Source organism: Paenibacillus sp. 01T424, from assembly GCF_056398745.1.
On sequence record NZ_JBFTPZ010000023.1, the window covers coordinates 1 to 23,613 of the forward strand.

The following is a 23,613-nucleotide window of genomic DNA, read 5'->3' on the forward strand; positions in this document are numbered from 1 at the left end:
GCTGAGAACATTAGCGATAGCACTACAATGGTGAAAAGGAATCCCTTTCCTGGAAATTTCCGCTTCGCCAGTGGATAAGCTGCAAGGGAAGCAATGAGCACGTGACCGACCGTACCAACAATCGCAATAAAAAATGTGTTATAAATGTAACGAGTAAAAGGCACCCATGAGCCGGAAAGCAGATGATATAAGTCCGTAAAGTTAGTGAATGTTGGATTTTTGACCAAAAAATCAGGCGGAAACTTCAAAATTTCGTTAATCGGCTTGAATGCATTGCTGATCACAAATACGAGCGGCATTGCCATAAAATATCCTACTGCTGCAAGCAGCAAGAACAGAAAGACATCGCCCATCCATGAGCGGCTTATTCTTTTTTTTCTTAGACGAATTGTGATCATCGCTACTCACCGACCTTCGCCAGCAGCCTACGCACAATGAGATTCGAGCCGAGCATCATTGCGAACAGCACGGTCGCAATAGCAGAGGCGTATCCCATCTCAAAGCGAATGGAGCCGTAATCCATTAAATGCGTAACGATCGTATGGCCCGCATACTTCACGCTTGGGAACCCAGCGAGCGCAGTCGCTACCTCCGCAACGCCGAAGGAAGCTGTAATTTGGATGACCGCACCAAACATCAGCATCGGCCTCATTGAAGGCAGCGTAATGAACCAAAGCTCCTGCCAGCGGTTGCGTATGCCATCGATCGCACCCGCCTCGAATAACGTTTTATCAAGTCCTTGCAGCCCTGCGATAAAGGCAAGAAAACTCGTTCCAAGGCTGAGCCAAAGCTGTACGATAATGATGATCGGAAGAATATATTTTGGTGTCTTGAGCCAAAGGATGGGCTCCAATATCAAATGCCATTTGAGCAGGAAGGCATTGATATATCCATAGGAATCGCTGCTGAACAAGAGCGTCCACACGATAAAGGCGCTCCCTGACAAGGCAGGCGCATAAAAAACCAGCGTCGCAAAAGCTCTAATCTTTGGCGGAAACTCATTAATAATCCACGCGAGCACAAAACAGGCGATATAACTGACAGGTCCTGTGATTGCGGCGAAGATCAACGTGTTTTTTAGAGCGATTAGAAACACATCATCCCTAACGAACAATTGAGCGTAATTGCGCCAGCCTACCCACTTCGGAAACTCCAGCATATTAAAGTTAGTGAAGCTGACCAGCAGCGATAAGCAGACGGGAAGGACGGTAAAGGTGAAGAAGATTAGAAAGAACGGTGCAATCATGGCATATAAAACCTTGTTCTTCGAAACTTCCTTCCACTTCAGATTCAACCGCGGCCGCAGCGTTTTGCTGTCCAATTTTAACTTGCTTTTTTTAACAAGCTGAATCATATGGACCCCTCCCTTCTACTTTGTCGGCAAATCAAATTCTTCGCGCTTGATCGTAATTTCCTGATTGATCGTTCGGACATAGTTTTCCAGCGTTTCCCGCGGTTCGCTGCCGTCGGTGTACACCTCGTAAAAGGCATTATAGATGTGCCGATCGAGTGAATAACCGCCTGGGACAGCAGGTCTGCCGACGACCCAGTTCAGCTCCTCAACCAGCTGATTCATTTCCTTTGCTGACCATGGAAGACGCTGCAAAGCTTCTAAATTCGCAGCTGCATATCGCGCCGATTCCCCTAATATCGCTTCCATCTCACGCCCAAACGTGACCTGTGCCTCCGTGTCCGTCCACCATTTCATAAACGCCCAGCCTGCCTCTTTATTTTTGGCGTCTTTGAACATCACTGTGCCTGTAGCTGAGCTAAGTGTGTCGTGGCGAACCGTTCCCGCCTCGCTCTTCGTGCCCGGGACCGCGACAAAACTCCACTGGCCTCTAATTTCCGGGGCAAAAATCGTCAAGAAATTGAACGTGGTATAATCCGCAATACCAATTGGCATCTCACCTGTGCGGAAACGGTTAATGAAATCAAATTCAATTGGCAGCTTATAGTTGGTATACAGCTCCGTCCACTTTTGGAACGATTCTATGCCAATGGCCGAATCAAGATCCGTTGCAATCCCATCTTTTTGGTAATATTGGCCGCCATTTTGATAGAGCATCGATTCAAACACGATATTTTGCGGCAGCGCCAAATCCATGTTGTGCTTCTGGAGCTCGGGGATGATACGGTACATATCTTCCCATGTTTGCGGCACGTCCAAACGCAGCTCTTCCAAAATATCTTTGCGATAGAATAGCATTGGGAACGATTGTGTTTCTGGTAGAGCAAACACGCCGTCCTGATACTTAAAGCTTGCGAAAGCGCTATCCATAAACCGGTCCTTAACCTGTGCAAATTCCGGGAAGCTGGATAAATCCTGAAGTGCGTTCCGCATCGCAAAGTTAATTACATCGCCTTGGGTCAGCGCGATATCCGGGCCTTTCCCGGCTAGCGTTGCCGGCAGAACGACTGCTGGATTCACGAGCTGTAAATTAACTGAAATGCCGGTTTGCGGCGTAAAGGTGTTGTCAATCATAGACCGAAGCAGCTGAGCCTGATCTCTTCCTGCTGCAATCCACACGGTTACTTCCTTGTCTCCTTGCTTGACGTTGCTGATGTGGCTGTAATCTTCGGAAAACGATCTGGCAAAGGACATCACTTCATGTACAGACTTCCCGATGATTCCAGTACTGACCTTCGGCACAGGTACGTCCTGCGATTTGAAAAACAAATAATCGATTTCAAGCGGCTGTTGATTTACGGTAAGCAGCCAAGTGCCGAGGGCGGTCACATTATCCTTGAAGCCTTTGAGCCGTGAGGTCAACGTCTCGGTACGGCTTCCAATATCCTTCAATTGATAGGAGGTTGTTCTTAAGATCGTCGTGCTGGCGCTCGTGCCGCCAACCAGCTCATCCATCCGATCTGCTGCGGCGGTAAGAAACTCGCTCTGTTCCTTAAACACCTTTTGCAGCTCAGGAATTTTTTTCTCCAGCTCATAATCACGCAGAGGGTCTGGCGAAGCCGAAGTGATCATGATGATTTTAAGATACAATGCGTTGAGCTGCTGGATGCTGGAACGCACCATTCGAATAATTTCAGCGAGGTCGCCCATCGTCAGCTCCAGCTTGATTTCATGCTTCCCCTTGGTCAAATAAAATAAGTACGGCTTGCCATCCTCGCCAGGCATTCCAATCTGCCATGCACCGTCATAACGGAAAGGGATAGCTTCCGCCTCCTTGAACGGAATTTTCCCGTCGATGGAAAGCTCTCTAACTACGTTGACGCCTCTGACCGTATTTTGCTTGTATCTAAGGCCAAATTCATAAAGCCCGTCTTCTGGAATATCAAGGTTCCACGAAATCCACTGTCCGGGAATTTTCCAGTTGACGCCTCCGATTGTATTCATTCTAATTTTTGATACATGATAGGGTTCCGTGCCAGGACTGGAGCGATCATTCAGCGGATACAATGAGGGATTCGATTTGAACGCGGCGTCCTCGCCTTGAAGCTTAATAAACAAGCCATTCGTCGCACTATAGCCTTGCTCTTGATACCCTTGTGCTACTTTCTCATAGGGAGGAATTTCTTCTTGCTGGTAAAGCTTCAAATAGTCTATAATCATCGGTTCTCTTAGAGAAACGAGTGAAATTCGATGTTGGCCTTTGGATAGATAAAAGGAGAACGGCTCACGATAATAACCTTCCGCATCACGCAATACTCTCTCCTGCCACTGCGGGCTTTCAACTTGTCTCGGCCGCAAATCATTTTGCTTGGCATCCTGCTCTAGCTCGGCCAGCTCATTGCGCCATACCCGTGAGAAAACAAGTCTGGATGCTTCTTCAAAAGGAACTTCACCGTCGATACGCAGCTCTCTCTCAATGGGTGAAGTGTTGCCTTCCACCGGAAAATAGCGCAAAGCCATATGATATAATCCGTCTTCTGGCACAACAACATCCCAATGAATCACACCTGAATCTTCCGTTTCAACGACTGGCGTCTCGGCACCGTCGTAAACTTCAAATTTTTCAGCATTCATACCCTCAATCGCAGCAAAGGATTCGGCTTCAATTGTTTGATTGATCGATGGATGCGGCACATTTGCATACTCAGCTGCATACTCTTCATAGCGATTTCCTGCTGAAGGAAGGTTTGCTAATTTCTTCTCCAATAAGGCTGATGCCGCATGAGTAGACTCCAGTATGTGATCGCTGCCTGAGGAGCGGCTCGCAGGATAAATGGAGACGATTGTCAGGCATAGGACCAGAGCCAGCAGTGCGCCAACTACTCTCTTTGTTTTCCTGGTTACCTTCAGCATGCTAACCCCTCATTCCTCTTTAAATGGTCGTCCATATAAAAGGATGGGAATCCCTTATGGGGATTCCCTGCGATGCTGTTTCATCAATCTAGTCTCATCCTTTATTGTGCTGCCTTTGTTGTTGTTTGTGTATTCAAATCCTTATCAATCGCATCCTGCGCAATTTGTTTATTTCGCTCAAGCACCGTCTCTGGCGACTCGCCGCGATTGGCAATTGAATAGGAAATATCGCTTAAAGCTCCGCCTAGCGGCAGAAAAATAGGCTGTGCATATTTGAGAGAATCGAGCATCACTTCAATATCGCTTTCATCAGCAAGCAGCTGCTTCTCCGCTTCCTCGCGGTTAATCGGCTCTACGCGATCCCACATTTGAATTTGTTCCCAAATATAAGCTTTCTCTTTTGCTCTCTTGACGATGGCAGGGATATAGAACTGCACGTAGTTTTCAATGCTGCCTTGCCATGTTGTTGCTTTTGGACCTTTGGGGAAATAAACAAAACCTTGCTCATCGGTCATTGTTGTTCTTGTTGCGCCTTCCCATACTTCACCAGTCACCATTGCGGCTTTACCGGAGTTGAATAACGTTTGCGACTCATTGTAATCCTCGAAATTCTCGTTTTTGTTAGGAGCGACGACTTTATGCACGTTAAATAGATCACTAAAAAATCGTAGTGCTTCTAGTAGGTTTGGATCGTCATAGTTGAAGACGTTTTTGCCGTCTTTGAGTGTAATAAAGGAGGAGTTGTTGGAGTGAATCAAGATGCGTGATAGATTTCCGACGATATTGGTGACGCCCCATTGGTCGATTACACCGTCGCCGTTCGTATCTTTTGTCGCTTTTTTGGCGATGTCTAGGAAAGCGTCCCATGTCCATTTGTCTTGAGCGATCAAATCATGCGGATCTGGAAGACCTTCGCGCTCAAATAATGTTTTATTGTAGTAGAGACCAGAGGCGTTGTTGATATTGGAGGTAAAGCCGTACATTTTGCCATTGACCGCACCGTGCTGCTTCAAGCCTGCAGGCCATTTGGGATCATCAAAATTGAAGAAATCATCCACCGGCATAAACAATCCTTGATTGATGGCCGGCACTGCAAAATAGTAATCCAAAGGTACGATATCGGCTGCCGACTCACCAGAGAGCGCGGCGTTTGTAACCATTTTTATGTTTTCGCCCCAAGGCACCTTCTCCCACACGATCTTCACATTATATTTCTTCTCGGCAGCCCGCCACTTCTCCAGTGTTGCTGCACCTTCCGGCGTATCCTCTGACGGTCCGTCGACCCAGTGAATAATTTTTAACGTCTCGCCGTTCATGTCGATAACCGGCTCTACAGGCGGAGCTTCTGTCGGTGTAGCCGTTTCGGCAGTCGTATCATTCGTAGGCTTGTTCGTAGCTTTCTCACTTCCGTTATTGGTGCCCTTGCTGCATGCCGATACAAAAACGAGCGTAACCGCCAATAAAACCATTGCAAATAATTTTATTTTCCGCATAGCTTTACCCCTCCAATGGATGAAATGCAAGAGCTCATGCTTACTCTACATTTGCTGCGATCAACTGCTGTTTGGTCATCCCTCCCTGTTATCAGTTCAAGTTCCAACCCCGCATCGATGCCTTCATGCCCCACTTACTTGGAAGGTTTCGGCTTACTTTTTATGTGATTGTCATGGTAGTCCACCAATAATGAGATGCTATAAATCCTTCCAGAAAGTGATGATCTTTCCTGTTTACAACATATCATCACTGGAGGAATTTTTCAATAATTTTATTTTTTCTGAAAGAAAATTCTTTTATTCGAAAATCTGCTTTAAAACCGTTTGGAAAAATCGTATTTTAAAAGGTTCGTCCTTTTCTGGCTGAATCCTTTTTTAAGCTATCATACAATGGATTTTTTCTCCACTATTAATTTATATATTAAAAAAATATGCCTTTATTCTATATTGTCAGAAAATTTAAACATTAGCTGCCAGCGCTCTCTATTGGCATAATTTCGGTGCTTGTCGGACATCTTAACTAGGACTATTGTACAGAGAGGAGGATTACAAATGGCTAAACCAGACAACAGAGAAGATAATGCCGCTCATTTGCAGCAGCATATTAACAACACAAAAGAAAATTTGCAAGAAGCTGAACAGTACTTAAATGAATTTGCTGATGAATTATCTTCGGATCAGCAGCGATCGATTGAAGCTAAAAACGAGCGCCGCAAAGAAAGCATCCAATCTTTCGCAGCGGAGAAGCAGGACGAAGCAGGGCAATAAACGCTCTTTATCTTCATAGAGACCCATCAAAGAAAAGGGGGCTGACCCTAAAGCAATTTCCGAATCATTCAGCCCCCACTTTTCACGTAATATGCTGGCAAAAAAGAACCTTCAGATTCACTTTCATAGTGGTTTTGAAGGTTCTTTTGCACATCCTATGAGATTCTCTCTCTCAGGTTTACCCTTTTGGGATATCCCCTTTTCTAATTCGGCAACTCTGCACTTCTACATTGTCCTTCATTATTTTCTATATTGCATATTCGCAGGATAGCGGCTTCTTTCTCACACTTACGTGCAGCTATACTGTATTTCCTACAATATAAGCGCTCTTAAAGTACTAAAATGGCAGATCATATAGCAAGTTATTGCAAAAATACAACATAGATCTCCAACACAGCTAAACATGGGCGAAGTTCCTGCAATTTTGCAGGATAGCTGGACATAGATCGCGGAAATTGGAGTTGGAGACTTCTCAAAATAGCATTAAAACAAAGGAAAAGTGTAAGGATATACGTTGTCGGTAAGACGAATGATTGAACCCGAAAGTATAATCGGGCAGATCAAGAATAACCGGGGATTTCGGCGTTTTCTGCTCTGCTGCTTGCCTAAGGTTAGTCTAGAGGTCAGGTGGCTTTCGCTTTTCCACGATCTRATGAAGCAAACAAATACAGACCAGAATAGAAAAATAGCCGTACAGGAATAGCTCTCCTGTACGGCTATTTTTCATGTGAGCAATTCCTTCAGAAGCTAAACGCTTTTGAGACAGCCCTATTTTTGATGGGCTTTGCGATATGATCGAAAGAGTGCCCTATCCATTAATACAGCTTGTCTACGACGGAGCGAGCCGTCTTCTCCAAAGCTTCTGTAGCATTATTTTTCTTATGAGACAACAAATTGCACAAAATATCCAATAGATGTACCTGAGTAATTTTTGTAGACCAAGATCCGCCTTCGGTAGGCATCTCACGTGAGGGCACCAATAAAATGGTGTCGGCATGTGCTGTTATCGGAGAACGCATATGGCTTGTCAAACAAATGACCTCAGCTCCATTAGCTCTCGCTTGTCGCAGCGGATCTACCAGATCCCTCGTGCTCCCCGAGGTTGATATGCCAAACACCACTTCCCCTTTCTTCACAAGCGATGCAGACATGGCGATTATATGGGAATCCCTATGCGCCTCCACATTCATTCCAATTCGCATCAGCCTATAATGAAGATCAAGCGCTGTAATACCGGATGATCCTACTCCAAAAATATAAATTTTGTCCGCTGCGAGCATCCGATGGACTGCTTTCTCCAAATCCGCCGGATTGATTAGATCAAGCGTATTTTTCAGCATCATTTCGTTGCGAAGCGTAATCTTTCTTGCCTTCGTCAGCGTGCTGTCTTCTTCTTCTATTTCAACGGTCGAGTACGACGGACGGTTGACCAAATCCTGCGCAATAGAAAGCTTAAACTCTTGATAACCGCGGAAGCCTAACTTGCGGCAAAACCGAATAACGGACGTTTCGCCTACCCCCGCCTGCTCAGATAAATCGGTTACCGTCGCCATAACCGCTTCCTCGGGATTTGATTTCACATAGTCGGCTACTTTTTTTTCCGCTTTGGTCAAGGAAGTATATATACTCGAAATCAACAAAAGCGTATTGGATTGGTTAATTTTTTGACCTGCCATCTTCATCGTATCAGCTCGCTTCATAGTGTACTTATCTAAATAGTTAAATGATCTACTCATGGCTTACAATAAAGGTAATACCCTCAAAACATCCTGATCAATCCCTATCACTTCACATAATCAGGATAATCGGTAATAATGCCATCAACGTTAAGATCGAGCAATGGCGGCACTTCCGCTGCCGAACGAACCGTCCAAGGCGTCGTTTTTTTGCCTAATGCATGAATGGTATCTACGAAACTTTTTGTAACGAGATTCAAGCTCGGGTTCACATAATCCGCATACACAGCTGTTTCTTGAAGCTTCTCTGCCGTTACATCTTCAGACTGATAAACAAGCAAACCAACTAAAACCTGGGACATAATAGCACTAAATCGCTTCACAGAGCTCTGATCAAAAGATTGAACAATAATAGAAGCAGGATCTTCATCCAGCATGCCGTGAGCACGCAGCTCTTCGGCTAACTTCTGCTCTATCCCCGGATATAGCCAAGGCGCCTTAATCTCGATTAAGATACCGATTTTCCCTTTGCATAAGTCGAATACCTCTGATAGTGTTGGAATTCGTTCACCTTCAAATTTCGCATTAAACCAGCTTCCTGCGTCCAGTTCACTCAGCTGAGCCATCGTAAAGTCCAGCACCTTGCCTCTGCCATTACTCGTACGATCAACCTCTGTATCATGAATAACAACAAGCTGCCCATCCTTCGTAAGCTGAATATCCAGTTCCAAGAAATCAGCCTTCATCTCAATCGCAAGCTGAAAGGACGCCATCGTATTCTCGGGTGCATACCCGGCCGCACCTCGGTGGGCAATGACGATAATTTTTTTATTGATTGCTGGTTTCATTCTGATCCCTCTCCTCTATCCATTCCATCCACTCATCAATATTTGCTGACATTTCCTTTAAGGACGAGAAGGTCAACAGCACCTGCTCATTGCCAAGCTGCTGCTCCGGCTCACCGAAAATATCTTTGTGCAGCGAACGTCTCATATTGTACTCCAGCCATTCGAGCATGCTGCCCATTCTGCCGTAGAAAGCTTCCTTCACATGCGTTAGCTTTGTCCCACCGGCCTTTTGATATGAGCCTAGCATCGTCATAAAAATCTCTTTATTGACGTGACCCGTATCAATCCCGCTCCAGCTTAAGGCAGCATCAAGCAGCTCCATTGTTGGATTTGTTGAACCAGCTGCTTCCCAGTCAATAATATGCGGATGAAGACCGTCCTTCCAAACGACGTTTTTCGGATTTAAATCGCGATGGCTGAAGCACTGGCTATCGTTCAACATCTGGCTGGCTTGCTGATACTGATGATTCCATTCTAACAAGTCATTGAATCCAGCATCAATCTGCTGTGCCCATGGCGTCGCTGTCCTAAGTCCATCATCTATCAATTCCCTTAAGTAGTCCTGCCCGAAGGAAGTCCAGAGTGGGCTATGTTGCTCCTCGAATTTTAAGTTGTGGATTTTATGAAGCAAAGCTCCAATTATACTCGCGTGTTCCCTGCGGCAATCAGCAGGAGTAATGACAGTCCCATCAATCCAATTAAATAGCATAACATCCACACCAGAAACCTGAGTAATGATGTCATTATTAACCGTCTTTGCTAAGACGGCAGGTATACCTGCACTTGCTGCGGCTGCTGCAATACGCTCCGAGAGCAAATAATTGGACAAGACACCTGCTCTTGACATAATTTCAGGGTTTAATATTTTCAAGGCGAATTGGCCTTCTATTGTGCTGAGCTTCCACATGTGATGAAGCAAACCGCCAGTGACTGGACTTGGCTGAATGAGAGGCACTCCAATATCATAATGAATACAAAGACTCGTAACCCATTGCATACTGATATCTTGAGGCAATAGAATCCCTCCTCTTTCCTTCAATTGACTTTCACAAATTAAAATAATGTTCGGATATTGGCTTCATGGACTGCCAGAATTTTGAAAAAGATATTTTTTTTAATAATATCATAATTGGTGGATATAATCTCTATCTCGTGTTACGATATAGCAAATTTTCATTCAATTCTAGAAGGGCGGGACTCGAATGGAACAACAATCGATTACGGCTGACATCATTATACTTGGCGGAGGGCTTGGTGGATGCATGGCTGCACTATCCTCAGCTAAGTTAGGCATGAAGGTGATTGTTACGGAAGAAACAGATTGGATTGGCGGGCAGTTGACTAGTCAAGCCGTTCCTCCCGACGAGCATCCTTGGATTGAAAGCTTCGGCTGTACCCGTACATATCGTGAGTTTCGCAACCGTATTCGCCGTTATTACAAGGAAAACTATCCCTTAGTAGAAGACGCCAAAAATAATGATCGCCTAAACCCAGGAAACGGCTGGGTCAGCCGACTTTGCCATGAACCAAAAGCCGCGCTTCATGTGCTTGAGACTATGCTTGCTCCTCATATCAGTAGTGGAAAAATAACTATTCTACTCGGCTATCATTTAGAGTCCTCTGAAACAAACGAAGACTTGATTGAATCTGTCCTTATCAAACATATCACCTCAGGTGAAATGAAGAAGCTGCATGGCTCCTACTATTTGGACGCGACCGAATGCGGCGACCTTCTTCCTCTTGCCGGTGCAGAGTATGTATCAGGAGCTGAAGCAAAAGCTGAAACAGGAGAACCGCATGCGCTCGAACAGGCCGATTCCCTTGATATGCAATCCTTTACGTATGTTTTTGCTTTAGATCACATGGAGAATGCAGATTATACGATTGAGAAACCAGAGCAGTATGACTTTTGGCGAAGCTTCATTCCTGCGCATTCACGCTTCCCGCTGTTCGGCTGGAAAATGGGAGACATTCATGACAAGGATCAGGACAAAGAAATCATCTTCATCCCCGATGGGAAAGAACCCATGCCCTTCTGGACTTACAGGCGCATTATTGACCGTTCTTTGTTTAAAGAAGGCTCGTTTGAAAGCGATATCACTTTAATTAACTGGGCACAAAACGATTATTATTTAGGACCTATTTATGAGGTAACTGAGGAAGAAAAACAAAAACATTTGAAGAGTGCGCGTCAGCAAAGTCTATCGCTCGTTTATTGGCTGCAAACGGAAGCACCGCGTCCAGATGGAGGCATTGGTTATCCCGGCCTTCGACTTCGCGGTGACATTGTTGGAACAGAAGATGGTATTGCCAAACATCCTTATATACGGGAATCTCGCAGAATAAAGGCGAAATATACGATTACGGAGCATGATGTCAGCCTCGAAATCAGGGGGGATCAAGGGATCAAACGATATGAGGACAGTGTAGGCGTCGGAAGTTATCATCTAGATCTCCACACAACAACAAAATCCAATCGCGGCTTCTACATTCCCAGCTTGCCTTACGAAATTCCGCTCGGAGCCCTCCTCCCCGTTCGGATGAAAAATTTGCTCCCTGCCTGTAAAAATATTGGCACCACTCAAATTACAAACGGCTGCTACCGACTGCATCCAACCGAATGGAACATCGGTGAATCAGCAGGTTATTTAGCCGCTTACTCCATTATAAATCAAGTCACCCCGCATGAAGTACGAGAAAATAAGCTGCATCTGGAAGCTTTTTTAACGCTTATTCAAAATCAAGGCATTGAGACGCATTGGCCAGAAAATTTGAAGCGATAGCTTGAAAATAAAAATATTATCCTCTTTTTATAAAATTTATGGAAAAACAATCCGCTTGCTGTTACACTACTGCTAGATAAACAATCCATCATGAACATGAACAGCTACTTTATCCGAAAGGCGGTGAAGTGTAAGGTTCTGTTTTATGCGTACAAATGAGAAGATTCGAGGTGTATGCCATGATGACCAAACGATTGTTTAATCTCGTTCTTTGTGTTGCCCTTCTTCTGATCAGCATTTCTTCAACCGCCTTCTCAGAGCCCGCTTCTCCTGACCAGCCATCCATTACGCTTGAGGACGGCACAAACCACATCGTTGACCTCATTAATCAAGAGAGTCAAGACAACAAACTCATGATATTTACCCGCAGCTACGGAACCACAACAAAACCTCCGCTCGTTCCGACAACAGAAGCCATCATTACAAACGAAATCGTTACAGCCATATATACAAACAGCACTAACGGCACTTATATTCCTGCTAACGGATACGTCATAACTGGAACGGGAAACAAAGCTTCATTGATCAGCGGCTTCAAGATTGGAGATTCCATTACAACGAGCTTTCCTATTTCGGTTTATCCAGCCCAATATTTTACCGTTAATGAAGAGATCGTTCCAATTACTCAGGTTAATGCAGGGCGCGGAGCGGCGGATATCGTTCTGTACTTGCCAGAATACGGCCCTGCAACAAAAACAAATCCATGGGGCATGGAGATCACCGTTGACGGAGGTTCCGTTACGCGAATAGCAACGATGACGCAGGATACTAGCGGCAATTGGCTCGATAACAACTCATCCATTCCTGCAAGTGGATACGTTCTCTCTATTCAAGCTGAAAGTCCGTTTTTTGCCAAATTAAATGGAACTGTGCGGATTGGAGATGCCGTTGAATTGAATATGAACAATGAAGTGTTAGTTGAAGCCTCCAAAATAGGATACGACGCCTTAAATCCGCGAACGAGAGAAGATAATCCCGGAGGCTGGGATGACGGCAGCAATGAACCATACCCCGGACACCGCGGAACGGATCAGCTCATTATTTACGACAACAGCTATGGCGCAGCAACGGGAACGAATCCTTGGGGTTACGAGGTTGTCGTAAACTCGGAAGGCAAGGTCACGCAGGTGAGCGGCAATAATTCTACCATTCCAGCTGGCGGATATGTCATATCCGGGCATGGCGTCAAAGCAAGCTGGCTAAGCGAGCATGTATCCATAGGTAGCAGCTTCAAGCTGCTCACGGATGAGAAACAAGCGTTATTTCTGTTCACGCCAGAATCCTATCTGGATAAAGCGCAAATAGGAATAGATGCCGCGAAGCAAAAGCTTATTCTCTCCAAGCAGCAGTTTCTAGACATTAACTATAACGGTATGGAACAGCAAATTACATCTGCACAAGCAGCATTGGTCGATTTGAAAAGCCAGATTGCACAAGGTGATTTCGCTTCCTTCACGGTCCAGTTCACAGAGCTGAACGCACGGGTAGAGAAAGCCAGCTTCATGGGCTATGAATCCCGCGCTGTAGACCATCGATCCATTTGGATTCGTCCGAAGGAAACGAATCTCGAGCAGGTTCAGCAGCATATTGCGAAGCTTCACGCTTTAAATATCAACTCCATTTACTTAGAGACGTGGTGGAATGGCTTTACGATTTACCCAACGAGCCATCCGCTAGCTGCTCAAAATCCGATTTATGGCGGTTTTGACGTATTGAACGCCTATATAACAGAAGCCAAAAAAGCAGGCATCGAGGTTCATGCGTGGGTAGAAAACTTTTTGGTAGGCGTCGGCAGTATGGCAGGTCCCGTCAGAAGCCTTAAGCCGGAATGGTCCATGATTAGTAGACAAGGCCATGATTATCAAGACGTTCCACTTTACAACACCCAGTACTATTTCCTCAACCCTGTAAGGCCTGAAGTACGGGACTTTGTTTCTGAAATTTATAAGGAGCTGCTTCAGAAATATAAAGTAGACGGCTTGCATTTGGACTATATTCGTTATCCCGATGCAGGTGATTACACGAACGATTTTGGTTATGACTCTTATACGCGCAATCTGTTCAAGCAGAAGCATGGCGCAGATCCGATCGACCTTCGTCCCGGCGACAACCTTTGGCAAGCGTGGGTTGATTTTAGAAAAAATACGATTAATGAGTTCGTATATCGGATCTCCAGTGAAGCCAAAAAATTGAAGCCGGATATCCGAGTCTCCGCAGCCGTATGGCCGAACTACGTGAATGGGCCAGAGTTCATGCACCAAGAGCCAAAGGACTGGATTGCCAAAAACTATATCGACCAGCTCTTTCCGATGTCCTATCATCCAGACGCTTCATCTGTTGCCACTGATTCCTTAAACTCCGTTACACTCGCAAACAACAAAGCGCTGATCGTCATTGGTGTCGGAACGAATCTTGGCTTAACGAAGGAGATGCTGCTTAAACAAATAAACGACTCCGTCGCAGTAGGCGTCTCCGGCTCAGCTTTGTTCGAATTTGAATCGTTGTTTGGAAATGAATATGACAAGGCGCTTTTAGCAGGGCTCTACAACAAACCCGCCATCGTGCCAGACAAAGATGTTTTAACATCCTTCAAAACGATCATTTCCGAAATGCAGCGCAAAATCAAACAGATTTATGTCCCGTTCAATGGGATGGATAACGATAAGAAATATGTAAAAGAGCTGGAGCAGCTTGAAAAAAGCTGGAAGGATAAAAAATCAGTTGGCAAGGACGCCAAAGAAGCACTTAAGAAAATAGAGAAGCTTCTGGAGCGTATCGAATCGGATCGTGCTTTGAACGTAGAAGTTAAAAAACGAATGGCTGCGGATCTTAATTATTTGGAAACCATTATTCTCGTTTACGTATCCAAGGCAGCGCACTAAACAACACAGAGAGGACCAACTGTATGTTATGGGAAAACTTAACCGTCAAGGAATTTGAGGCGGCCGTGAAGTCAACGAACCGAGTCTGTGTGCTGCCGATCGGCTGTCTTGAAAAGCATGGCGATCATCTTCCCCTCGGAACGGATATGATGATCGCTAGAGAAATTGTAGAGAAGTCAGCTCAATTAGAGTCCTGTGTTATTTTTCCTTATTATATTTTCGGCCAAGTATCCGAGGTGAAGCATTACACAGGCACAGTTGCTCTTGGCAGTGAGCTGCAGCTGCGCCTCTTGCAGGAAGTGTGCAAGGAAATTAGGCGCAACGGCTTCAACAAAATTATTTTGGCCAATGGGCACGGCGGCAATAACAATCTGCTGAGCTATTTCGTCCAAACGATGCTTGATGAACGCAAGGATTATGTTGTGTACGCCTATAATCTATGGGAATTAAATGCCGAGCAGCTTGCTCATCTTGATCAATCCTATGAAACGCCAGATGACTATGGGCATGCCGATCATATGGAAACATCGCAAATTCTTCATATTAATCCGTCTCTAGTCCATATGGACCGTTTGAATCCAGGCGAGTGGGAGTCCAAAGGTCTTGGACGAACGCTAACGGAGCATAGGTTGTCCGCTGGCATCCATTGGTATATGGAGTTCCCAAATCAGATTGCGGGCGATCCTTCATTGTCGACGGCAGCGTATGGTAAGGAGTATATTTCAATGTGCGCAAGCAACTTCGCCAAAGCTATACACGCTTGCAAAAATGATGAAGCCTCTTTGCAGCAGCAAACCGCTTTTTTTGATCGATGCGACGATGTGAACCTTATCCGTTAAAAACAAGAAATGGCAGTCCGGCCTAGCTACAGGCTTTGGACTGCCATTTCCTTTACTCCTTACATTACAAATATTTATGGATGTGCTCGATGACTTTCTCCGCGCATCTACGATTTCCTCGTTCAGATAAGTGCAAACGGTCCTCGCAAATATGTAACGCTAGATCTTCTTTTATGGTAGCGTTCAGATCATTTATTTGTATGCCCAGGCTTTCCATCAGCTTTACAGCTGCCGCATTGTATAAATCAATCTCTGCATTGCTGCGCCCAATCGCATCGGCTGGAACAGGCGTCGTTGTTGCAAATATGATGTTTGCACCCGTTCTTTGCAGCTCATTTGCCGTCCGTTTAAGCGTTTCCAAATATTCTTCTAATGAAGTTAGTGCCTCGACCATTGGCGCTTCATGATGCAAATCCCATAATCCGTTGTTCCAATGAACGATATCTGGTTTGCCCAGATCTCTGATCCACAAGTTAACTCCCCATAACGTATGTTTCGCAAATCTGCCGTTCTCCTCAGGTGCAACAACCTCTGCCGTTTCATTCAAAGCCTCGCGCACAAGCGGTTCATAGCCCATTCGGATCGAATCTCCGAGCAGCAGTACTCTTTTCATCCTTAACACCTTCCCCTTGTTTTCATAATATTTGCCCATGCCGCAAACTTGATGCTTACGTCCATGTCATCCTCATCCCTCTTGAAATATAGCACACCCCCAACCGTTTCTCAAAGACAGTTAGGGGTGTGTTATACTCCGTATGCTAATTTACAAAGAAACATCTAAACTAAGCGTAATGATTTCAGCGGGACGAACCACCATTCGGCCAAGCTCTGATTCCTCCAGCCTCTGTTCCATAACGCTGCTGCGATGTGCTGCGTTCACGCCCAGCGAAGGGTATACGCTTAACGTTTGCTCATCTCGTGATAGATTATACCAGCGCGCGATCAAATCCCCCGTGTTCTCCGATACCTTAAGAGCAGACAAACATAGTTTGTCACCCTCCCATTGCATAAAGGAAAAACGGCTTGGAAGCTCACCCTCATGTGTACCCGTCWGCTTCACTATCCATGGAATTTGATATTGATAAGCTTCCTTCATCGATGCCATAGCTCCATGTCCAATGAACTCCGACTTTGCATGTTGATTCTCCACCGGAAAAGGTATAATTTCAAGCTTAACCGTATGCTCGCCGAGACACTGCGCCTCAGGGGTCGGGAAATATCCCCAATCACCTAGCTCTCCCACCGCACGCAGCAAAGTAACCGCAATGGTATTGTTTTCATCTTCATCTCGCAAAACTTCATATTCATTTAAACCAAGGTTGGCGATCGTAACACCCTGCTTCTCGCCAATCAACGTCACAAAAGCTTGCTGATGCTGACAATTGCTTGGGTTTCTCCATTCCTCCGAAGGGGTATTATCCCGCTCCACCACTTCAAAGATTGAATCTGCCAAGTGTGTCTTCGATTGAAAGTCTACCGGGAACAACATACGCAAACGATGGTCAAGAGCCTCGTTGTTAAAGGTGGTTTCTATTTGCAGTGCTTGCCTGTTTTTGTTAAGTGATACCTTCGTCTTAATCGTAAAAGGAATGAGCTTATCCGACCTGCCTGATTTTCGTCCAGTAAACCAAATCAGCTCTTCTCTCTCCTGCTGCAACAGCTCTTCTGCCGACTTCGGGATTAACAACTGGTGCGTAATTTCAAAGCTGGCTTGAAAAGGTGTATCTTCCGTTATGCGTATTTCGGCTTGAAGACCTCTCGTTGTCAGCGGGACGTCACCGTTTGGCTGGCGGTACATATACTCATTACCGATGTCTCCTGTATCTTCATATATACACTGATTACGTAGCACTTCATTCGAACGATGATCAACAATAGTCAAGGAACCGTCATCAGCGATCGTTACGGTCAAATAATCATTGCCCATCTCTCGTTCATTTCTAATTAGAGAGCCTTCTTCAGCTTGAAGCTGTTTAGAGTAGTCATTTCTAATCAGCGCATAGGTTCTGTAGCCAAGTGCTGGTACACCGTGCGCCTCAAATTGAATACGTACTTTTCTAGCAAAATAAGGCTGACGGAACTGATCCTCGGGCAAATCGTATCCGAATTGTACGCCTAGATCTTCTATGCTGCTGGAGACCTTGCTGCCCTCTGACTCCACGAGGTGTAGGCCTGCTAAATCAATTTCCTTCAGTCGCTGCTTCATCGTATAAAAATCTATTCCACTATTGAAATAGATGCGCTCGATCTCAACATCAGTGGAAACAACACCAGAACGCAGCCAGCCCGTTGTATTTACAACAACGAATGTAGAGGCAACCTCTCCAAAGGAAGCGAATCCGCTCGTATCTACCTTCGAAGCGACTGCGGATAAGCTGTCTTCGATTATGCTCTCGGCGACATGCTTGCTTTTGGCGAAACGGGTCACCATCTCTGCATGGACTTCATCGACACTGCATCCGCAAATGCTGTCATGCGGATGGTTTTGCATCAGTGTTTTCCAAGCATAAGTGAATAGATGATGAGGATAAGCATGGCCTGTCAAATAAGCAAAGGCTGCTATCGGTTCGGCCACTTTCTCCAGCAGCGTCTGACCTGTTTGGTTCATTTGCTTAAGATAGATTCGCGAAGATGCAGTATTAACTAGCGTCGACCAGCCATCGGTATGCTGGCTTCTTAGTTCACCCTTAACGATGGACAATTTCTCAGGAAGTGATGCGGTTACCGCACTAATATAATCTTCAAAATTCGAATGGACAAATTGATATTCCGGAAATAGCTGCTGCGCTGTCGCAATAGCTTGTGCTACATCCGTCTGCACCGGCTGATGATCGCAGCCATTCATCATGAGCCAGTGGGGCGTTGAAGCATACTCGGCGACATCCTTTAATTTACGCTGCCAATAAGCACCTGCAGCTTCAGGATCAGTTGGAATTTCATTGCCGTTGCTGTACCAATTGGCGAACAGAATGCCGATCACTCTTGAGCCGTCAGGAGCCTCCCAAATCATCTCGGAGAACGGTGATTCGTAGGCTTTCGTTTGAGAAACTTCATTATTAAAGCCAGTTGGCTTCACACCGCGTCCGAACACAGCATTCTCGATCCCTGCTTGCAGCATCAGCTGCGGTGCTTGCCCAATGTTCCCGAACGAATCCGGAAAATAACCCACCTTTGCAACTTTGCCGAACTGCATAGCATCTCGGTGTCCATAAACGAGATTGCGTACATTTGCTTCACCGCTCGTCAAAAATTCATCCTGCAAAATATACCACGGTCCAATATGAATGCGTCCTTCGCGAACATACTGCTCAAGCAGCGCTCTTTTTTCCGGACGAATTTGCAAATAGTCTTCTAATATAATCGTCTGGCCATCAAGATGGAAGCTTTTGAAATCCGAATCTCGCTCCAGCGTCTCAAGCAAACGGTCGATGAGCGCAATTAATCTAACATGGTGCTTCTCATATGGCAAGTACCATTCCCTGTCCCAATGGGTGTGTGAAATGATATGAACAGTAGTAGATGATATCAAAGTATCCTTCTCCATTCTCTGTTTGGGATGAAAGCAAAGACGCTGCTCCACGTTCTTGCCTAATGCCGATTAATGCTCACTTTGCTTGCGTTAGCCTACGATGCCTGTACGCTCTACACTTTCTACGAAATAGCGCTGTACGAACAAGTACATGATGATAAGCGGGAGCATAAGCAGGAGAACGCCTGTATTCAGCAGCATGGATTGATACACAAGATCGGGTTCTTTGCCAAGCACAGAGCCCATGTCTGCTAATTGCGTTGACAATACTTTTACTTTGCTGAGAAACAACGAGACATAATAGCTGTCATTCCACTGCCATACGAAGGAGAACAGCACAACCGTAACGATAGCAGGAACGGCATTCGGCAGCATGATCTTATAGAAGGTTTTAAAAACACCTGAGCCGTCAACAACGGCCGCTTCTTCAATCTCCTTCGGAATGCCTCGGAAAAATTGCCGAAAAATATAAATATATAGACCGTTTTTGAGCCCCATTCCCGTAGCGGATGAAATTAGGAAAGGCCAAAAGGTATCAATTAGATTAAAGCTGTCCCTCTTCGAAAACAAACCTACTAAACCGAACATATCAAAGTACCTGTACGTTAAATATAGCGGAATCATAATCGTCTGCGGCGGTACAACAATGGTGAATATAACGAATCCAAAGAGGATGCCGCTGCCTTTAAACTTCAACTTTGCAAAAGCGTATGCCGCTAGCGCACAGGATGCGAGTTGAATGGCAGTCGTTCCCGCCGATATCAAAAACGTATTCAGTAGAGTAGCCCAATAGTGGGTCGCTTCCATCGCAATTTTAAAATTGTCCAACGTGAAGTTTCTAGGAATCCACAGCACCGTCGGATCATAGATATCAATTTTGTTGCGGAATGCGACCGAGAAACGAAGAAATAGCGGAAATAATATAATAAAACAAAAACCAGAAACGAGTACTGACCTTAGCAACGTCCATAACAATCGCTTCGATCTCTCGACCGGATTATAGTGGCGGTGAAACCTTTCCGCGTGAATGGCCGGCAGCTTCATGGCCTCTCCTCCTTCTCAATCGTAGTAAAACACTTTTCTCGAAATGATGCCCGCTGATAGGCTGAGTACTATAGCGACAACGATAAAATACACCCAAGACATCGCTGCGCTCTGCCCGAACTCAAACGTTTTGAATGCCGTTTCCGAAATAAGTGCGTTAACCGAATTGTTATTGAATGAATCAATAATGGAATAAATTAAATTCGTCAGAATAAGCGGCGTCATCATTGGGAATGTAACTTTCCAGAAAATCTCATAGCCCGTTGCCCCCTCAATTCTTGCAGATTCGTACAGTGAGGGAGAAATGGATTGCAAGCCCGCAAGAAAGATAAGAATTTGGACGCCAGAGGAGCTAATAATTTCATAGATTCGGTCAACCGCATCCGAGATATAATTTACGAATACAGGCGCCAAGCCGGACTCCATCATCATCTTTTTCAGCTCGAAGCTCTGCATAAGGTTTCCGCTTCCGCTAGATGATGAAGAGCTTCCAACAAAGCTGCTAATGTCCATATTGGCTATAGCCGCAGATGCTAGAATGACGGGTAGAAAAAAGACTGCCCTTGCCATCGCTCTTCCTCTGAACTTCTGATTCAATAGCACCGCTGCAAAGAGACTGAATACGATGATGATTGGCACATTAACGATCATATCTGTAACCGATTCAGTCAGCCTGCGTGGAAAATCTGCATTTGTCAGAAATAGATGACGAAAGTTTGCGAAACCCTCATACTTTACTGCGAAGCCGCCTTCAACCAAACTTATTGAGCTTAAGCTGAAACGTAAGGATTGAATGAGCGGCATGATAAACAGCATGACTAATCCCAGCATTAATGGCGTGGCGAACAGCACGCCGCACCATGCTTTTTTCTGCGCCAAGGTCAATGGCTTATTGAACATCTGCCTCACCGCCTACCTGATAACTTTGAGCTGCAAGCTGCATGCCCTCTACTGCTATCGCCTTATTATTGTAGTTGATCGTAATGACATAACCGTTCTGAAATGTCGTTTCCGCGACGCCCGGCACGATTTGTCGATGCTTCACAATGACCTGATTCCGAACCTTTGACAATACGCCATTTGCTTCCTTATAGAGCTGCACCGCTTCATCAAGCCAATCTTTGTAGTTCAAAGCATAAAGGTTATCGTAGTCGGTGTCCTTCACTTTCGTTGAGTCACTGGCGTACCATTGATAATATAAGCTCGAGCCCGTTTCCAGCGCCTTCAGCATCGATAAACGAGGATTTTGTTTATCATCCATGTTGTAAGGTGAGCCAGCCAAATCATAATAGCCATGCAATGCAATTTGATAAAACGGAATATCCTGATCTGTAATATTCATCAGACTGCTCTTGGTCGGTGCGTTAACGATTACATCTGCATATGGCAAGCTGTATGCGTTGCCGCCATTCACCATGATCGATTGCGCCTGAAGGCTCAGCTTATTCGTCTGTGTCTTAATCATTTCCAGCGCTTCCTGACGGGTTATCGTTTTATCCGGATTGTAATCGGAATTGACCTGATTTCCCATATCTCTTAGCGATAATCCGTGCAGGCCGAGCGCATTGTAATCCGCCAGAAAACCGTTTATTTGCTTCGGCAGCGCAGCAGGCGATAAGATATAGTGGGAAAATTTTGAAGTATCCTGATCGTACATAACCGGATTATATTGATAAACCTTTGCTTCTCCGCGATCAAGCCATGTAGCCGATCCGCTGGAACCTTTGTATTTTTCCAAAAAGGCTGTATCCGGGTAGAAGCCGATCCCGTTTTTCTGTGCAAAATCAGCTAGCTCACGAAGCCCTTCTTTGCCTCCCAGCTTATTCACGACTTTGATACTTGCTGGCGAGCTGTGCCGAATACCATCATTAAACCACCCGACATAACGTAAATCGATATGGTCGATATCCGTATCCATCAGCTCTTGCAGCAAGTTTTTCGCTTCAGAAAAGCTGGTTAGCGATTGTGTTGCTTCATACGGTATTCCGAGGAATGATTTATCTACCCGGAATGCTCCTATCAGCTCCATCACAAACGGCGAATCCTCGACTTTATCCAGCTTTTGTATATTGAATTTATTGATTAAGTAATTGCGATATTCAGCAGCCATTCCTACATAATCGGAGGTTTCACCGCTAAGGAAGGAATATCTTATGGATAAGTCGCCGTCATACCTTTTCTTTTGGAACATCGGCACAGAGCTTGTTTTTGTCCCCGACGTAAGCGTGTAAAAGTCCATTGATGAAATTTGAAACTTGCTGCCAACGGTATTATAGGAGTCATTTCGTCCGCTTACATCTGCTGTGATGCTTGCCATCGCATCACCATTTTCAATGATTCCAAATAAAGCATGGTCGGATCGCTTAAGCCCAAATACCGGCAGCCTTGTCATCTCATTCGTCTGTATTTTCTCTTTCACATTGTACGTACCGTCATTGCCGTACACAGGCAAATTGTAGGGTTCCGCTTGGTGCTTTCCGCTGTTCAGCTCAATTAGAGCGCCTGCGCCGTCAGGCACGAACAAGTATCCCGATTCCTTCACACCAGCAGCGCCAAAATGTTTAAGCACCTGTACGCTGGCAATTGGATATTCCGCATTGAATTGCAGCTCCTTACCCGGAATCGTTACAACAAGCTGCTCATTATCCAGCGTATACTGAATTGGAATCGTAAATTCTGCCCTTGCGGCTGATGCAGCGTCGGCTGCGCCGTTCTCTTCGTTATCCTGCTGCGCATCCTCTGCTGTGTAGCCCGCAGCTTCGAGTGTCGCAGAGATTTCCTCCGCTACGTAATCCTGCAGCTTGCGGACGACATAAATTTGTTTTGCCTCATCGAAGCTGAATTTGTATTCAACACTTTTCCTCAGCTCTTCATCGGCAATCTGATCCAAGATTTGCTCTTGAAATCTTTTTTTGCTTATTACCTTTGGAATATTAGCGAAACCTTTGGCAATATTGCCTATTCGATAAACGACTTTGATCCCGTTCTCTTCGTCCGTTATTTCAAATTGCTGCTTTGCGACGCTATCATCATAGCTGTTGAAAGCATTGACCTGCCCTTTTTCATTGTAGTAAGTAAGCAGCACCTGTGAGGATAGCTCTGAATGGTACAAAGGCGAAGCTTTCTGATCCTCGCTTCTCTCAACCGGGTTTGAAAACCAGACGTAGCTGTCGCGTTTGTCCTTTAGGGCAATTTCTGCTGTTTCACGGTTGATATAGAGCTGAAGCGCGTCATTTTCTTTCACTAATTCCATCGCCGACAACGCTTGCAGCTCCTTATCCGTGTTGACCGCAGTTGATTTACGTCCTGCTCCAATCACCCGGTCTTCCTGCTGATCAGAGACGGCCTCGGCTTCTTTTGTGCCGAGGTTTATCTGCGCTCCAGCTTCTTCCTTCTTGCTGCAGCCTGCCGCACTTGCAGCAACAACGCTCGCAAGCAGTGCCGCGAACAGGATGCTGGACATCTTCCTCTTACCTGTCACGACCAT

At 45.4% G+C, this 23,613-nt stretch carries 16 protein-coding genes and 1 pseudogene; 5 read left to right on the plus strand and 12 right to left on the minus strand.

The window, feature by feature from the left end:
• The 4 genes from AC1DPK_RS17775 to AC1DPK_RS17790 all read right to left on the minus strand — a co-directional run.
• Positions 1–398 (minus strand): ABC transporter permease family protein (locus tag AC1DPK_RS17775; protein WP_477511182.1); only part of this gene is annotated, 398 nt, incomplete at its 3' end.
• A gap of 2 nt (positions 399–400) precedes the next feature.
• Positions 401–1,354: a carbohydrate ABC transporter permease gene (locus AC1DPK_RS17780; protein WP_144376841.1), complete on the minus strand. Its 954-nt coding sequence runs from the start codon at positions 1,352–1,354 to the stop codon at positions 401–403.
• A 15-nt stretch (positions 1,355–1,369) separates the two neighbouring features.
• On the minus strand, positions 1,370–4,264 hold the full coding sequence (locus tag AC1DPK_RS17785) for an extracellular solute-binding protein (protein ID WP_477511183.1): 2,895 nt from the start codon (positions 4,262–4,264) through the stop codon (positions 1,370–1,372).
• A gap of 101 nt (positions 4,265–4,365) precedes the next feature.
• Positions 4,366–5,757 carry an ABC transporter substrate-binding protein gene (locus AC1DPK_RS17790; RefSeq protein WP_477511184.1) on the minus strand — a complete coding sequence of 464 codons (1,392 nt, stop codon included), beginning with the start codon at positions 5,755–5,757 and terminating at the stop codon, positions 4,366–4,368.
• Positions 5,758–6,309: 552 nt separating this feature from the next.
• Between AC1DPK_RS17790 and tlp the strand changes: the two genes are divergently transcribed.
• The gene (gene tlp / locus AC1DPK_RS17795) at positions 6,310–6,525 is read left to right on the plus strand and encodes a small acid-soluble spore protein Tlp (protein ID WP_477511185.1); all 216 of its coding nucleotides are present in this window, start codon (positions 6,310–6,312) and stop codon (positions 6,523–6,525) included.
• Between the two features lie 505 nt (positions 6,526–7,030).
• A pseudogene (locus tag AC1DPK_RS17800) lies at positions 7,031–7,228 on the plus strand (transposase); the annotation flags it as partial.
• Positions 7,229–7,340: 112 nt separating this feature from the next.
• On the opposite strand, the gene AC1DPK_RS17805 reads toward AC1DPK_RS17800, so the two are convergent.
• From AC1DPK_RS17805 to AC1DPK_RS17815, 3 genes are all read right to left on the minus strand, one after another.
• On the minus strand, positions 7,341–8,207 hold the full coding sequence (locus tag AC1DPK_RS17805) for a MurR/RpiR family transcriptional regulator (RefSeq protein ID WP_430063153.1): 867 nt from the start codon (positions 8,205–8,207) through the stop codon (positions 7,341–7,343).
• A 101-nt stretch (positions 8,208–8,308) separates the two neighbouring features.
• A complete protein-coding gene (locus tag AC1DPK_RS17810; RefSeq protein WP_477511186.1) occupies positions 8,309–9,049 on the minus strand; it encodes a glycerophosphodiester phosphodiesterase in 741 nt (246 codons plus the stop codon).
• Positions 9,030–10,064, minus strand: coding sequence for a phosphotransferase (locus AC1DPK_RS17815; protein WP_477511187.1), 1,035 nt, complete (start codon positions 10,062–10,064; stop codon positions 9,030–9,032). Before AC1DPK_RS17815 ends, AC1DPK_RS17810 begins: the two co-directional genes overlap by 20 nt.
• 187 nt (positions 10,065–10,251) lie before the next feature.
• Here AC1DPK_RS17815 and AC1DPK_RS17820 point away from each other — a divergent pair, with 187 nt between their 5' ends.
• The 3 genes from AC1DPK_RS17820 (at position 10,252) to AC1DPK_RS17830 (ending at position 15,553) form a co-directional block, all read left to right on the plus strand.
• On the plus strand, positions 10,252–11,832 hold the full coding sequence (locus tag AC1DPK_RS17820; RefSeq protein WP_477511188.1) for an FAD-dependent oxidoreductase: 1,581 nt from the start codon (positions 10,252–10,254) through the stop codon (positions 11,830–11,832).
• Positions 11,833–12,011: 179 nt separating this feature from the next.
• Positions 12,012–14,714, plus strand: coding sequence for a glycoside hydrolase family 10-like protein (locus tag AC1DPK_RS17825; protein ID WP_477511189.1), 2,703 nt, complete (start codon positions 12,012–12,014; stop codon positions 14,712–14,714).
• 23 nt (positions 14,715–14,737) lie between these two features.
• Positions 14,738–15,553 (plus strand): creatininase family protein, encoded by an 816-nt coding sequence (locus AC1DPK_RS17830; protein ID WP_477511190.1) that lies wholly within the window; start codon positions 14,738–14,740, stop codon positions 15,551–15,553.
• Positions 15,554–15,617: 64 nt separating this feature from the next.
• On the opposite strand, the gene AC1DPK_RS17835 is transcribed toward AC1DPK_RS17830, so the two are convergent.
• The 5 genes from AC1DPK_RS17835 to AC1DPK_RS17855 all read right to left on the minus strand — a co-directional run bounded on the left by AC1DPK_RS17835 (position 15,618) and on the right by AC1DPK_RS17855 (position 23,607).
• A complete protein-coding gene (locus tag AC1DPK_RS17835; RefSeq protein WP_339208579.1) occupies positions 15,618–16,166 on the minus strand; it encodes an SGNH/GDSL hydrolase family protein in 549 nt (182 codons plus the stop codon).
• Positions 16,167–16,316: 150 nt separating this feature from the next.
• Positions 16,317–19,082, minus strand: coding sequence for an alpha-mannosidase (locus AC1DPK_RS17840; protein WP_477511191.1), 2,766 nt, complete (start codon positions 19,080–19,082; stop codon positions 16,317–16,319).
• Positions 19,083–19,172: 90 nt separating this feature from the next.
• Positions 19,173–20,126, minus strand: coding sequence for a carbohydrate ABC transporter permease (locus AC1DPK_RS17845; protein WP_076270037.1), 954 nt, complete (start codon positions 20,124–20,126; stop codon positions 19,173–19,175).
• Positions 20,127–20,141: 15 nt separating this feature from the next.
• A complete protein-coding gene (locus AC1DPK_RS17850; RefSeq protein ID WP_076270038.1) occupies positions 20,142–21,026 on the minus strand; it encodes a carbohydrate ABC transporter permease in 885 nt (294 codons plus the stop codon).
• The gene (locus tag AC1DPK_RS17855; protein ID WP_477511192.1) at positions 21,016–23,607 is read right to left on the minus strand and encodes a DUF5696 domain-containing protein; all 2,592 of its coding nucleotides are present in this window, start codon (positions 23,605–23,607) and stop codon (positions 21,016–21,018) included. Before AC1DPK_RS17855 ends, AC1DPK_RS17850 begins: the two co-directional genes overlap by 11 nt.
• Between the last annotated feature and the right edge of the window lie 6 nt (positions 23,608–23,613).

Excerpts from the sequence above, each read along its gene's own strand:
- AC1DPK_RS17780 (WP_144376841.1), bottom strand. The coding sequence starts at position 1,354 with ATGATTCAGCTTGTTAAAAAAAGCAAGTTAAAATTGGACAGCAAAACG.
- AC1DPK_RS17785 (WP_477511183.1), bottom strand. The coding sequence starts at position 4,264 with ATGCTGAAGGTAACCAGGAAAACAAAGAGAGTAGTTGGCGCACTGCTG.
- AC1DPK_RS17790 (WP_477511184.1), bottom strand. The coding sequence starts at position 5,757 with ATGCGGAAAATAAAATTATTTGCAATGGTTTTATTGGCGGTTACGCTC.
- tlp (WP_477511185.1), top strand. The coding sequence starts at position 6,310 with ATGGCTAAACCAGACAACAGAGAAGATAATGCCGCTCATTTGCAGCAG.
- AC1DPK_RS17805 (WP_430063153.1), bottom strand. The coding sequence starts at position 8,207 with ATGAAGATGGCAGGTCAAAAAATTAACCAATCCAATACGCTTTTGTTG.
- AC1DPK_RS17810 (WP_477511186.1), bottom strand. The coding sequence starts at position 9,049 with ATGAAACCAGCAATCAATAAAAAAATTATCGTCATTGCCCACCGAGGT.
- AC1DPK_RS17820 (WP_477511188.1), top strand. The coding sequence starts at position 10,252 with ATGGAACAACAATCGATTACGGCTGACATCATTATACTTGGCGGAGGG.
- AC1DPK_RS17825 (WP_477511189.1), top strand. The coding sequence starts at position 12,012 with ATGATGACCAAACGATTGTTTAATCTCGTTCTTTGTGTTGCCCTTCTT.
- AC1DPK_RS17830 (WP_477511190.1), top strand. The coding sequence starts at position 14,738 with ATGTTATGGGAAAACTTAACCGTCAAGGAATTTGAGGCGGCCGTGAAG.
- AC1DPK_RS17835 (WP_339208579.1), bottom strand. The coding sequence starts at position 16,166 with ATGAAAAGAGTACTGCTGCTCGGAGATTCGATCCGAATGGGCTATGAA.
- AC1DPK_RS17845 (WP_076270037.1), bottom strand. The coding sequence starts at position 20,126 with ATGAAGCTGCCGGCCATTCACGCGGAAAGGTTTCACCGCCACTATAAT.
- AC1DPK_RS17850 (WP_076270038.1), bottom strand. The coding sequence starts at position 21,026 with ATGTTCAATAAGCCATTGACCTTGGCGCAGAAAAAAGCATGGTGCGGC.